Raw genomic sequence first — 12,831 nt, 5'->3', positions numbered from 1 at the left:
GCGAGAGCTCAGCCGGCGGCGCCCCGCCGCCGGCCCCCGCGGTCAGTTCCGGGGCTTGGTTCGGGCTGTCGCGGGTGCGGCCCACGGGTCTTCGGGCCACGGATGCCGCGGATAGCGGCCGCGCATTTCCGCCCGGACCTGCGCGTAGGGCCCGGACCAAAACGACGCGAGGTCGTCGGTCACGGCCAGGGGCCGGCGGGCCGGCGAGAGAAGGTGGAACAGCACCGGCACGCGCCCATCGGCCAGCCGCGGCGTCTCTGCCCAGCCAAAGCACTCCTGCAGCTTGACGGCCACTACCGGCCTGCCGGTGGTGTCTCCCGCATCCGGGTAATCGATCCGGATCCGTGACCCGCTGGGGACCGCCAGCGATTCCGGTACCAGTTCACCCAGCCGGGCAGCCTCGGGCCACGGCAGCAGCCGGCTCAGCGGACCGGCGAGGTCGATGCCGCCCGTGGATGCCCCGCCGGCCAGTGCAGCGAGCTCCGGGGCCAGCCAGTCCTCCAGCCGGGCCAGCAGCGCCGGCTCGGAAACGTCGGGCCATGACCCGCCCAGCTCCCGGTGCAGGAGGGCAAGACGGCGGCGTAAGCCATCCGCCGCCGTCGACCATCCAATGCTTGCCAGCCCCTCGCTCGCCAGGGCGCGGGCCACAGCTGCACGGCCCTCCTCCGCAGAAGGCCTTACCGGGGTGGACGAGAGCACGATCGCGCCCAGGCGGCGCTCCCGCCGGGCCGAGACGCGGCCCTGGCCAAACCGCGCGTGCAGCGTTTCGCTCAGGAGATTGCGGGCGGCGGCCTCTGCGGTGTCCGCCGTCAGCGGCGCCGCAGAGCGGATGACGGCGCCGGTCCCCGCGGCGTCGCGCCCTTGCGCGCGCGATACTTCGGCCACGCCCAGCCAGTCGTGCCCGGACAGGGGGCTGCCGGCCGGCAACCCGGCCCGCGTTCCGGACGTCAGGAGGTATTGTGCCGGACCCTCGCCGGGAACGCGGCGCGCCACCCGGTCCGGGAAGGCCAGCGCGACGACGAACCCGATCGCCTCCGCGGCGCCCACCGCCCCGGCAGGGACAGAGGGCCCGACGCCGGAGGACTCCTGCCGCGCGATCGACTCCATCTGCCGCACGTCCTCCGCCCAGCGCCGAGATCCAGGATCCCGGCCCGTTCGCAACGCGGCGACCAGACGCGTGAGGTCAGCGCCCGGGGCACGCTGGTCCCCCGAGACCAGGGCGACAGCCTCGGCCGCCGTGCGGTGGCCCACCGTCGCGGCACCATCCAGCAGGGCGCGGGCAAGCCTGGGGTCCGTCGGGACCCGGGCCAGGATCTTGCCCAACCCGGTCGCGTGACCGTCCGGAGCGACGGCGCCGAGTTCCCGCAGCACTTCAACGGCCTCGTCCATGGCGGCCTGGGGCGGCGCGTCCGGCAGGGCCAGTCCCCGCCCGCCGGGGGCTCCCCAGCATGCCAGGAGCAGGGCGGCGCCGGTCAGGTCAGCGGCCGCAATCTCGGGCGTCTGGTGGGCTGGCGCGGCGCCAAAGGCCCTCTGGTCGTAGCAGCGGATCACGGTGCCCGGACCCTGGCGCGCGGCACGGCCGGCGCGTTGTTCCGCAGATGCCCGGGAGCAGGACACTGTGACGAGGCCGGACATTCCGCGGCCGGCGTCGCGGCGCGGCTCGCGGGACAGCCCGGAATCAACCACCAGCCGGACGCCTGGGACTGTGAGGGAGGACTCGGCGAGTGCGGTGGAAACGATGATCCGGGCAGCCCCGCCGGGCTCACGCCCGGAGACGGCGCGGTCCTGCTCGGCCGGGCCGGCTTGGCCGTGCAGTTCCAGGACCTCAGCGCCGCTCCGGCCGCGCAGCCGCGCCGCAATGTAGGAGACCTCCCAGGCACCGGGAACAAACACCAGGGCGTCAATGTCCCGCCCGCCAGCCAACGCGGCGGCATGCCCCGCAGCGGCCGTGTCGGCCACGTGGTCCAGGAAGGCCCGGGCCACTCCCCGTTCGTCCAGCCGCGGCACCGATGCGGGGGCCCATTCCACCTCCAGCGGGAACAGCGCGGACGGACAGTCGACAACCGGCGCCGGGCCGCCGTCGTCGTTTCCGGCCGCCGTTTCCCCGATCAGTGAAGCGAAGCGGGGCGCGTCGAGGGTCGCCGACATGGCCACGAGCGTGAGGTCACCGCGCAGCTCGCGGACTTCGATGAGCATGCCGAGGAGGAGGTCGGTCTCCAGCCCGCGCTCGTGGACCTCGTCGAGGACCACGGCGTCGATGCCCTCGAGCCCCGGCTCCGCGAGGAGGCGGCGCAGCAGGATGCCGGGGGTAACGAACTCGATGACGGTGCCTGGGCCTGTCTGGCGTTCCCCGCGGACCGTGTAGCCCACGCGATCACCGAGCCGGGTGCCGTCCAGGGCGGCCAAGCGCCGGGCGGCCGCGCGGGCAGCGACGCGGCGCGGCTGGGTGACCACGATCCGCGGAGGGCCGCCGCGGACGGGCCGCCCGCTGTTCGCGATGTTGGCGTTTGCGATGTTAGCCAGCAGCGGCGGCACAAGCGTCGTCTTGCCCGTGCCAGGAGGAGCCTGCACCACCGCGGACCCCCCGGCACCGCCGCCTTGCAGCGCCGCCGCCAGAGCCTCCAGCGATACCGCAAAAGTCAGGCCAGCCCCGATGGCGTCGAGGTCGAAGAGGCCCTTGGAGCAGGCTGGGTCCAAGGGTGCGGTCGCGGAAGTCACGCCTCCATTGTCTCTGCAATACGCGTGGCCGGGGTTATGGGTGCGCAGTCAGGACCGTCCGTCCGCTGGCCACGGCACGGATTTCGACGCGGCGGATGTCCTCAACCCGGGTCTGCGTGGTCGCTGTCGGCGTGGCCACTGTTCCGGGAGTTGCCGTCCAGGTGGCCACCTGTGTGGCGGCACCGCGGGAGTCAACAACCACCAACCCGTACTCCTCCGGAGTGCGGACGGCGCCGGGCGGGGCGTAGTCGGCCGGGGTAGGTGTGTACGTGCATTTCCAGTCGATCTGCGTTCCCCACGCCTGCCTGGTCAGGGATCCCGTGGCCATCAGTGTGCTGTCGGCTACCGGGGTGAAGTTCAGTGCTGTTGCGGACGCAGCCTGGGTCTGAGCGGCCGGCGGCGGGGAGGCCGTAACCGCAACGGTGACTGCGCCTGCGGCAGCAGCGGCGCCCAGCATGAGGCTTGCGACAGCCAGGCGGGTGCGCCGCCGTCCATGCTGGACCCTTTTCGCCAGCCCGGGTTGCAACCTCGGGGTTGGCCTTTCGCCGTCGGTCCGCCCGAGGGCCTGTGCTTCTTCGGCTGACAGTGTGGCAAGGAGTGACGGCAGTCCGGCAAGTTCGGCGACGGCGGCCCTACAGCCCTCGCAGCCTGAGAGGTGCTCCTCGAACTCGTGGCGCTCAGAGGACACCAGGGATCCCAGCACGTACGCGGCATCCCAGCGGCGGTACTCATCGGTCCCGTTGTAGCTCACGGCGTCACGCCCCCTTCCTGCAGAGCCAGCCGCATTGCCCTCAGCGCGTAGTGCAACCGTGACTTCACGGTGCCCTCTGCGAGTTGAAGACTTTCCGCGATCTCGGCCGTTGTCTCCCGCAGATAGTACGAGTGAACTACGACGGCCCGGTGCTCGGCGGACAATCCAGCGAGGGCATCCGATACCAACCACCCATCCAAGATCCTGTCCACCCGGTCCGCCTCCGGAACCTCAGGCAGCTGGTCGGTTTCCGTTTCGTGGCGACGGCGGGCGCTGCGCCGGTCATCGATGACAAGATTGCGGGCAACCGTGTAGAGCCAGGCCCGCACCGCCGCTTCCGGGCGCTGCAGAATCGCCGGGTGTTTCCAGGCCCGGATCAGCGTCTCCTGTACGACGTCATCGGCCAGCGAACTGTCACGGGTCATTCTCATGACGAATCGCCAAAGCGCCGGGCCGTAGGCCTCGTGCAGCGACCGCAGTAGCTCTGCCTCCTGATCGGACATTTCCGCCTCCTAGATGTAGGACGACGCCGGCCTACGATCAGTTCACCGGGCCCCTGCTTCGGCAGCGGCGGGGCGCCGTTGAACCCTCAGGCTGCCGGGACCGTTGTAGGGACAGCCCGGCCGTCCCTGGCCGGCCTTCCCTGAGGAGAGCACAATGAAGATTTCCCGCCCGGCGTCAGCCGCCGCGGCGTTAGGCACTACTTTGCTGCTGACGGCCTGCTTCGCCGGGCACCCTGCAATGCCGGCACCGGCCCCCTACACAGTGCCGTCAGTTCCCGCGACGGGGAGCCCCTCGCCGTCGCCCAAAGTCCCCGCAAGCCCTGACCCGGCTCCAGCGCCGGCCCCGTCCCAGGTAGCTACGGCACCGCCGGCTCCGGCAGCCCTCCCGCCCCAGGTGGCTCCGGCACCGCCGCCTCGGCCTGCCATGGTGCCGGCCCCGATGGTCCGGCCGCCCGCCCCGGCACCGCGACACGTCGTTCCGCCGGCGGCCCCGGCCCGGCGGCCGATGGTTCCGAATCCCATGATCCCGCGGCCGATGATCCCGCCCGCCATGACTCCCCGGCCCATGGTTCCGCCCGCCCCGTCGCCTCGGGGGAACGACCAGGACGGCGATAACAACGGAGGACCGGACGACGGTGACGGCAACAAATAGCTCTATCGGGGGGCTTAGAGCACGAAGCCGAAAGTCGTTGCTGTTCGTCGCGCTGCTAGGGACGACGGCGGTGCTGGGCGCCGGTGGCTGCGGTTCCCGAACCGGGAACCAGGTACCGGCGGCTTCTCCGTCCGGCGCAACACCGTTCTCCTGGTTCCACGCCGGCCCTGCCCCGGCGGGGTGGCAGTCCTTGGCACTGCCGAAAGCAACAGCGGTGTTGTCCATCCCGCCCGGTGCAACTCCCACACCGGGCGACCCGGGCACGGTATCTGCCACCGTCACGGCGCCCAACGGTGATCTCAGAATTTATCTCAACGCCACGCCGCAACTAGGCGACGAAGCGCAGTCCACTTGGCCAGAATTCCGGCTCGCCCACCTCACGGGCGAACACGCCGCATCTGCGAACCGGCTGGCGGAGCGTGCCGGCATGCGGTTCCGCGGAGGCCCGGGCTCCTGTGTGGAGGACACATATGTAACCCGCATCGGCGGCCACAAATACCGGGAGATCGCCTGTCTCGTTTCCGGAACGCGGGGCGGCAGTGTCCTGGTAGCCGCCGCACCCGCCGCCTCCTGGGACCGTTACAGCCACGTGCTGGAGCAAGCGGTGGACGCCTATGCCTCCGAGTAGGTGCACGCCACCCACGTTGGAGCCGGCCGGTTGGATTAGTGGCAGCCAAGGCGCGAGACTGGATCAACTCGATCACGAAAGTGGGAACCACATGATCAACCTCAAGCAAGACGCCGAGGGCTTCATCCGCATGAACAGGCATTTTCCGGAAAAGTCACAGATCAGCATCACGTTCACTGACGGTTCAGAGCAGGTCTACTCCGGGCGCCGGCTCAACGGTCTCTATGACGACGCCGTGGCGGAGTACCGGGCCCAGAATCACCTGGACGCCAAGGGGTTCTCGCGGGCCCCCAAGAAAACGGTCCAGCCGGCGAACAAGATCGAGTTCGTTACGATGCACGCTGGAATGGACCCGTAACAGCGCCTCGGCATCCAAGCATCCGCCTGAGTCGGTCAGCCTCGGCCCGTCGGGCCCCGGCTCCTGCTTATGCTGCCGGATCAGCCGACGCCGATTGCGCCGGGCCCGTGCGCCGGACGGCGGAGGGCCCGGGCGCGGATGCGGAGATCGTTGTCGTGCACCCGTCGGTCAACGCCGGGCACCGGTGTGGGGGCGGTCCTAGTCCGCGGTGCCGGTGGACTTGCGCGCAACTCGTCCGGGCACAGGTCACTGATCAGCCCCATGCCGGCGTACTCGCGCATGGCCCTGATGCCGGCAACAGCAGCAGGCTTGTCTGCAAATCCCTTAGAGACGGCCAGTACCGCCCCATCCGGTGCCCTGAGCCGGAACCTGATGCAAGCATCAGCATCTACGAAGAGTTCAAATGTGCCGGCCATGACGATCCTCCGATGTGTGGGCTCCCCGTCCGGGCATCATCGCCACGGTAGAGACGGGAAAGCCTCGCTGCTTCCCAGTGGTTTGGTTTGTCCTCGCTGCTGAACTGATGACGTCAGCTGCGTCCTATTAGTCTCGCTGCGGCCTTGAAACGCCCACAAGGCCGGCCACGTAAATCCTAGGTAAATAGCAGCCAACAATGCCGTCCGCGAGGCCACCCCGGTACGCTGCGGGGTAGGAAACAATGCCGGCGCCAGGGCCCTGCCGCCGCCGTGCCCCTACAAGGGCGGCCAATGGTCGCGGCAGTAGGCAACGCGACTGGCACCCTCAGACGGCGGCGGGATGACCCGGTCCCAACACGGGGCGACGGCGTCGCCCCGTGCGGAAGGCTCTGTCGCCGCTGTGCGGCCCGCATCACCGGGAAGCCAGGTCATGACTGAATCGTTGGACAACGTACCCCCATTGTTATTGGCTGAAGGCGCACCGGCTCGCATTACGGACCGCCATGCGCCTCACGCAAGAGTAGCCGGGAGGACTGACACGAAAACAGGGACTTTAGACCGTATCGGCGAACGCCGCTGACATCTAGGCCCACGCGCATGACGCCGCCCTGTATCAGCCACTCCCAATCGCACCTTCATCGCGCCATTGGCGGCCTCAGTGATGTTCGCATAGGAAAGCCCGACTCGTTGCAGACCGTGGACGTAGCCTCTTAAGTGACCGGGACTTATGCTGGCCGCATGAGGCTCTTGCGATCCCTTGCATGGCTGACAGTCTTGCTGCCGTCACTGGTGCCGGTCGGGGGGTGCGCGAGAGTTTGCCCGGCCATCGCGTGGATCAACTTCGTCACCGTGACCCTGGATGGGGACACCCGCAACGTGTCGTGGGTGCAGCTGTGCACCCCGGACTCATGTTCCCGGGCGGCGGAGAGCCAAGCACCGCAGGCCGTACCTCCATCCGGGACGGCAACTCCAACCGGGGCCAACGGTCTCGGTACCGCGCCGGGCGGTGGTCACACCGTGCGTCGCATCGTTGTAGAGAAGATCGGCTCGGACAGTTGGCGGTTTGGGTTCGAAATCGACTCCCCCGGATCAGTGGTCGTCCGCGCTCTCGACTCAACAGGAAAGACTCTCGCCGAGAAAAAGACGTCCCTAGCGTGGCAGCGGACCGGCGGAACAGTCGGATGTGGCGGGCCGGAGACGGCATCGCCCGTCACGCTGACGGTCAACGTTTAGCGCCGGCGGTCGTCGGGTGGGCCCCACCGCTCTCATTCTCCTCAGTGCGAAGCGGCAGAAGTGTTTCATCCATTGGAAATGGATGTCGTCGCGGCGGGGAATCCAAGGCAGTCTTGCGGACAGCCCGCGGTCCATTGACAGGAAAGAAGGATGCGATGTCCCTCAGCGTTGAGGAAATGAACAAGCAGCTGCCGGTGGCGAATGTGCTTCCCGGCGACGCCGTCCCGTATTACATGGCGTCGGGCGAGGGCGCCCGTTATGAGATCAACGGCCAGCTGGTCACAGTTATCGCCCGGGCGGCGGATACCGGCGGAATCTTCAGCGCCGCCTACATCTCCGGCGGCATGGGAGCCGAATCGCCGTTTGTGACCCATGCCGTGGAACACAAGACGCTGTACGTCTTCGACGGCATCCTGCATGTCTGGCTGCCGGGAGAAAGCCGGATCCTGACTCCCGGGGATTCCGTGGTGATCCCGCCAGGAACCCCGCACGCGTACCGGATGGCGAGCCACTACACCCGGTTCCTGAACTGGATGACTCCTGGCGGCGCCGAGGCCTATTACGAACGCGTCGGCACCCCCATCGATTCGCACGTCCCTCCTGTCACGGCGGGACGAAAGCTCAGTCTGCGGGAGTGCGTCGAGGTGGGCGCAGAATTCGGCATGACGTTCCCCGACGTCGAACGGGTGGCGCCGTCCTTCCGGCAGGACGCCGGACTGCCGTCCGCCCAGAGCCCATACTTCCTCAGCGCCGGCGAGGGCGAGCGGCTGGTCAGCTACCAGACCATGTTCACGTACCTGTCCCGGCCGGCGAACACGGGATCGAACTACTTTGCCGTCCACACCAAGGGCGCCAAATCTCCCTACATTCCGCTGCATTTCCATGAACAGCACACGGAAAACTTCCTCTGCACGGAGGGCCGGATGTGGATCTACGCCAACGGCCGCGAGGCGCTGCTCACCAAGGGTGACTTCCTCCACGCTCCGGCGGGAACCATCCATTCCTTCGCCTTCGACTCCCACAACACCCAGATGGTTGGTTTCCTGACGCCCTCGGTCTTCAACGGCTTCTTCGAATACTTCAACAAGCCCACCGAGGACTACATGTACACGGAGGGCGGCCAGCCATACATGGACATGGAGGGCTTCGGCCGGGCCCAGGCCGAGATGGACCTGACAGTGGTGGGTCCCCCGCCGCAGCGCCGAGCAGCGCTGGACTTCTAGGCAGCGCTGGACATCTGGGCGCCGCTGGTCATCTTCGAACACGAATAAGGCAGGTCCGAGCGCTATCGGGATCGTCGTAGCGGATGGTGGTCGTCGTCCAGCATGGCCTGACGGCATCTTCCGCACGGGGGGATGAGTCCGCGCCCTTCGTTCCCCGCCGCGGCGATCGTCAGAAGGGGGCCGGCCCAGCAGCGGCAGCCGCACGGAGAGCGACGAGTTCGGCGCGCGGGCCGCCGGTGAAGTGATAGACATTCACTCCGGTGTATCGTCCCGGCGGCATCCATCGCAGCTGCAGCGACCCTGTGATTAGGCTTCCGAGCGTGGCAGCCAGATCCAAAGCCGCATCTATAACTGACATCTCGGACTCAAATAGCCTCATGGGCTCATTCTGCGGGGACACCCCCGGGCCGCGGGTTTAGGCTTGCAGCCATGGCGATCATTCATCAGGCAGAACTGCAGCCGACGAAACTTGAACTTCTCGAAGAGTGGCTGCCCAGCCAGCCGTGGTTCACTGAGCCCGGCACGGCAGGATTGCGCAAAGTAGGCTCCTACCGGTTCGACGACCCCGCCGGTGAGGTCGGCATTGAAACGATCATCGTCTCGGTGGGCGGATCCACCGTTCAAGTTCCCCTCACGTACAGGGCCCAGCCCCTGGCCGGAGCGGAACCATGGCTAGTCGGAACGATGCAGCACTCGGTTCTCGGCCCCAGATGGGTTTACGATGCCTGCGCCGATCCCATCTACGTGGCAGCGCTGGCGGCGAGCATCATGCTGGGCCGCCCGCAGGCTGAGCAATACCTCCAAAAAGGGGGAACACAAGAACTCCTGGCCCAGTCGGTCTTCGTGCACAGCACCGGACCGAAACTCGATGCAGTTCCGGACGTCACTTCGGCTACCCCACGCCCCGTCGACGCCGGCACGGCTATCGAGACTGCCGGCCTCCACTTAGTCGTTGTCCGGCGACTGGACCTTAGCGAGCAGCCAGTCGGCCGGCTCACGTTGACGGGCACCTGGGAAGGACAAAAGAACGGCGTCAAACTCGCCGCAATCAGCGAGGCCTGACTCTTTCGAAAGCTAGGTGCGGTCCACTCCCTCGTTGTCTCTGGGATGGTTGTTGCCGTCCCGCAATTCGTGCTGGTCCCCCTGGTGTTCCCGCAGTTCCCGCCCGCGGCGGATGTCCTCTTCCTCGCGGGCCTGCAGCTTGTCGCTCTGTTTCGTGTCCCGAGGCGGCAGCTGGATGGTCTCCTCGGCCTCGATGCCGGCCTGGAGCTGGCGGCCACGCTCCATCTCGGCGTCGAACTCGGCACCGAACAGCAGCGACATGTTCAGGATCCAGAGCCACAGCAGCGAGATGATGACGCCGCCGATCGCGCCGTAGGTCTTCTCGTAGCTGTTGAAGTTGGCAACGTAGAAGGCGAAGGCCAGGGACGCAAGCAGGAAGATCACCAAGGCGATTGTGGACCCCAGGCTCATCCAGCGGAACTTGGGCTGCTTTACGTTCGGCGTGGCGTAGTAGAGGATGGCGATCGCCAGGATCACGAGCAGCAGGATCACCGGCCACTTGAGAATGTTCCACGCCGTCAGGACGACGTCCCCCAGGCCGATTGCGTTGCCGACCGCCTCGGCCACCGGCCCGCTCAGGACCAGCATGGCTGAGAGCACCAAGACGATGAGCACGGTGGCAATCGTGACCAGGAGCATCGTGCCCCGAAGTTTGATAAACGGCCGGCCCTCGTCGATTTCGTAGATCCGGTTCATGGCCCGGCCAAACGCCCCGACGTACCCGGAGGCGGACCACAGGGCGGTAAGGATGCCGAGTACCAGGGTGAGTCCGGCAGCGGAGGAGCTGCTGAGCTGCTCGATTGGCCCACGGATGGCGTTCACTGTGTCGCCGGGCGCGAAGCCCTGGACGATCTCGAGGAGCGCAGATGTGGTCTTCCCGGCCTGCCCAAATATGCCCAGCAAAGACACGAGGGCCAACAGCGCCGGGAAAATGGAGAGAACCGAGTAGTACGTCAGGGCTGCGGCGAGATCCGGGCACTGGTCCTTCGTGAATTCACGCAGGGTCTTCTTGGCGATGTACTTCCAGGATGGCTTGGTGACGTCGGTGGGGCTGTCCGGTTTGCGGGAGTCGTCCGGAGCGGGCGCCGTGCGGGCCTTGGCGGTGCTGCTATGGTCCGTTTCGGCGTCGGTCATGGAGTCATTTTCTGCCTTGGCAGGGTTCTTGGCCATGGAAAAGTCCTTCTTGGGGTTAAGCGAAGTGGCCGGCCGCCCAGCGCATTAGCGAGGGCGGCCGGCTGGATTCAGATGCGGCCTCAGGCCTGCTGAACGTTGTCCTTGGCTTCGGCGGTCCGGTCCTTGACGTCCGCCACAGCCGTTTGGCCGTCTGCCTTGACGTGTTCGGTAGCGTCCGCCGCAGTGGCCTTGACGTTTTCCATAGCTTCCTGGGCGGGTTCCTTGAGCCCCTCGGCCACGTGCTTGGCGGCGTCCGTCAGTTCCGCCGTCAGCGGCTCGGCGGCCGACTTGAGGGCATCAGCGGCTTCACGCTCCTTCTGGCTGGCCGGAATCAGGGAGGACACCAGCAGGCCGGCGCCGAAAGCGATCAGCCCGGCGGCCAGCGGGTTCCCCTGGGTCTTCGCCTTCAGCTGGGTCGGCGCGGCCGCGACCGCTGAACCGGCGTCACTCACGTGCGCGCCGGCGCTTCCTGCGGCTGAATGGACGTTGTCGGCGGTGTGGTCCGCGGCTCCCATGACCCTCTCCTTCACTCCAAAGACGGCGTCCTTAACCTTGTCTGTTTGCCGCTGGACAATGTGCGACGGCGTGACCTTGTCTGCGACGGCGTCCACGTTGGTGCCCAGGCGGGCGCGGGTTGCTTCAATATCTGCTCGGATGACATCCGGGTTTTCACTCATCGTGTTTCCTCGCTGGATCTAAGAGTTGGGTTTCAAAGTGGGCGGGATTTCCTGCAGGGTCTCGGCGGTCTGCGGCATGCCCTTAATCGCGTTGAGTTCCTTGCGGCCCATGGCCGCCAGGATGGCGGCAACAATGGCCCAGATGACCGCGACCACCACGGCGGACCACCCCAGACCCATCAGGGTCCCTAGCGCCCACCAGAGCGCCACAGACAGGAACAGAAGCACGAAGTGGCCAGCGACGCCGGCGCCGGCCAGCAGGCCGGTCCCTTTGCCGGCCCGGGTGGCGGACTGCTTGAGTTCGACCTTGGCCAGTTCCACTTCCTGCCGCATCAGGGTGGACATGTCCCGCGTGACCTCGCCCAGCAGGTCACCCAGGGAATTGGACTCCGCCTTCGCGTGGGCGGCGGTGGGAGGGATTTCGCTGCTCATCGACGGCCGCCGTCAAAGGGGTCATCGCGCAACGGATCAGCCGACCGCAGGGGCTCGCCGGCAAGGGGCTCAGAGGTCCGGCGGCCCGGCGCGGCGTCGCGGAGGGGATCGATAGCGCCCAACTCGGAGTCCAGCGGATTCGGAGGATACGTGTCCGCGTAGCCCGCCGTCGTGGTTTGCGGAGCCGGCATCTGCACCGGCGGCGGCGGAACCGCTACCCCGGTATCGGGGATCCGGCCGGCGGCGGACGTTCCGGTAGCCGTGATTCCGGTCGTCTCGGGGGCCCCGGCGCTCAGGCTGCGGCTAAGACGCCCGGCCAGTACACCGGCCCCGGCCGCGAGCAAGAGGAACGTGCCCGGGCGCTGGCGGGCAAAGGACTTTACCTCCGTCAGGAGCGAACCAGGGTCGCGGTTATCGAGCCAGGACGCGACGGCGGAGGACCGCTCTGCGGCTTGGCGGACTAGGTCGCTGGCCACGCCGGGCTGATCGGAGGCAGCGGCCATGGAATGCAGTTCGCCGGCGACGGATCGCAGGCCTTCGGCGACCTTCTGCTGCTGGGTCCCTGCCTGATCGGTGAGGTCAGACTTGGCCTGGTGCAGCAGGCCCATGGCATTCGTCTTGACCTCGGCGGCGACGTTGGCTGCCTCCGTCTTGGCCGTTTCCGCGACGTTCTGGGCTGCGTCTGTGGCCTGACGCTTTACGTCCGCCGCTTCCTCCTTGGCTGCCTCCGGTTTTGAGCCAGCGCGCTCCGCACCTTGAGGGGGCACCACGCCAACGCCGGCGTACTGGTCAGTGGAAGCCTGGGGTGTTGCCTGGGCCCATGGGTTCTCTGTCATCGTTGCTCTCTTTCAGGAATGGTCTGCTTGGGATCGTGGCTGGCGGACCGGATGAATTAGTAAGCACGGTTACTAACTAGATAGTAAGCACACTTGCTATCTGCTTCGCAAGGCCTTAGCGAAAATCGAAGGGGAAACAGCGTGCGGCGCGGGCTTCCCGCATGAAAAA

At 67.3% G+C, this 12,831-nt stretch carries 13 protein-coding genes; 4 read left to right on the top strand and 9 right to left on the bottom strand.

The genetic code is table 11. From position 1 onward, the window contains the following. Positions 1-42: 42 nt before the first annotated feature. The 4 genes from hrpB to AC1DKQ_RS03680 all read right to left on the bottom strand — a co-directional run bounded on the left by hrpB (position 43) and on the right by AC1DKQ_RS03680 (position 4,539). Complete coding sequence (hrpB, locus tag AC1DKQ_RS03695; RefSeq protein WP_476918246.1) at positions 43-2,718, bottom strand: ATP-dependent helicase HrpB; 2,676 nt, start codon at positions 2,716-2,718, stop codon at positions 43-45. Between the two features lie 34 nt (positions 2,719-2,752). Beyond that, positions 2,753-3,469, bottom strand: coding sequence for an anti-sigma factor family protein (locus AC1DKQ_RS03690; RefSeq protein WP_476918245.1), 717 nt, complete (start codon positions 3,467-3,469; stop codon positions 2,753-2,755). Further along, complete coding sequence (locus tag AC1DKQ_RS03685) at positions 3,466-3,972, bottom strand: sigma-70 family RNA polymerase sigma factor (protein WP_476918244.1); 507 nt, start codon at positions 3,970-3,972, stop codon at positions 3,466-3,468. Before AC1DKQ_RS03685 ends, AC1DKQ_RS03690 begins: the two co-directional genes overlap by 4 nt. 255 nt (positions 3,973-4,227) lie before the next feature. Then, positions 4,228-4,539, bottom strand: coding sequence for a hypothetical protein (locus AC1DKQ_RS03680; protein WP_476918243.1), 312 nt, complete (start codon positions 4,537-4,539; stop codon positions 4,228-4,230). 275 nt (positions 4,540-4,814) lie between these two features. Between AC1DKQ_RS03680 and AC1DKQ_RS03675 the strand changes: the two genes are divergently transcribed. Then, the gene (locus AC1DKQ_RS03675) at positions 4,815-5,252 is read left to right on the top strand and encodes a hypothetical protein (RefSeq protein ID WP_476918242.1); all 438 of its coding nucleotides are present in this window, start codon (positions 4,815-4,817) and stop codon (positions 5,250-5,252) included. Between the two features lie 91 nt (positions 5,253-5,343). Beyond that, a complete protein-coding gene (locus tag AC1DKQ_RS03670) occupies positions 5,344-5,610 on the top strand; it encodes a hypothetical protein (protein ID WP_476918241.1) in 267 nt (88 codons plus the stop codon). Between the two features lie 80 nt (positions 5,611-5,690). Here the strand turns inward: AC1DKQ_RS03670 and AC1DKQ_RS03665 are convergent, their stop codons facing one another. Further along, a complete protein-coding gene (locus tag AC1DKQ_RS03665) occupies positions 5,691-6,026 on the bottom strand; it encodes a YegP family protein (RefSeq protein WP_476884583.1) in 336 nt (111 codons plus the stop codon). A gap of 1,388 nt (positions 6,027-7,414) precedes the next feature. Here AC1DKQ_RS03665 and AC1DKQ_RS03660 point away from each other — a divergent pair. Continuing rightward, positions 7,415-8,482 carry a quercetin 2,3-dioxygenase gene (locus tag AC1DKQ_RS03660; RefSeq protein ID WP_476918240.1) on the top strand — a complete coding sequence of 356 codons (1,068 nt, stop codon included), beginning with the start codon at positions 7,415-7,417 and terminating at the stop codon, positions 8,480-8,482. Between the two features lie 429 nt (positions 8,483-8,911). Further along, positions 8,912-9,544 (top strand): CG0192-related protein, encoded by a 633-nt coding sequence (locus AC1DKQ_RS03655; protein ID WP_476884585.1) that lies wholly within the window; start codon positions 8,912-8,914, stop codon positions 9,542-9,544. Between the two features lie 12 nt (positions 9,545-9,556). Here the strand turns inward: AC1DKQ_RS03655 and AC1DKQ_RS03650 are convergent, their stop codons facing one another. The 4 genes from AC1DKQ_RS03650 to AC1DKQ_RS03635 all read right to left on the bottom strand — a co-directional run bounded on the left by AC1DKQ_RS03650 (position 9,557) and on the right by AC1DKQ_RS03635 (position 12,662). Further along, positions 9,557-10,714: a YihY/virulence factor BrkB family protein gene (locus tag AC1DKQ_RS03650; protein ID WP_476918239.1), complete on the bottom strand. Its 1,158-nt coding sequence runs from the start codon at positions 10,712-10,714 to the stop codon at positions 9,557-9,559. 83 nt (positions 10,715-10,797) lie between these two features. Then, complete coding sequence (locus AC1DKQ_RS03645; protein WP_476884587.1) at positions 10,798-11,394, bottom strand: DUF3618 domain-containing protein; 597 nt, start codon at positions 11,392-11,394, stop codon at positions 10,798-10,800. A gap of 18 nt (positions 11,395-11,412) precedes the next feature. Beyond that, complete coding sequence (locus tag AC1DKQ_RS03640; RefSeq protein WP_476884588.1) at positions 11,413-11,826, bottom strand: phage holin family protein; 414 nt, start codon at positions 11,824-11,826, stop codon at positions 11,413-11,415. Then, positions 11,823-12,662, bottom strand: a complete 840-nt coding sequence (locus AC1DKQ_RS03635; RefSeq protein ID WP_476918238.1) for an ATP synthase subunit B family protein — start codon at positions 12,660-12,662, stop codon at positions 11,823-11,825. The genes AC1DKQ_RS03640 and AC1DKQ_RS03635 overlap by 4 nt, the downstream gene beginning before the upstream one ends. Positions 12,663-12,831: the final 169 nt, after the last annotated feature.

This window comes from Arthrobacter sp. 05L421 (assembly GCF_056397785.1).
Note: the sequence above shows the minus strand (reverse complement) of the source record. Positions and strands in the feature narration are given on the sequence as shown.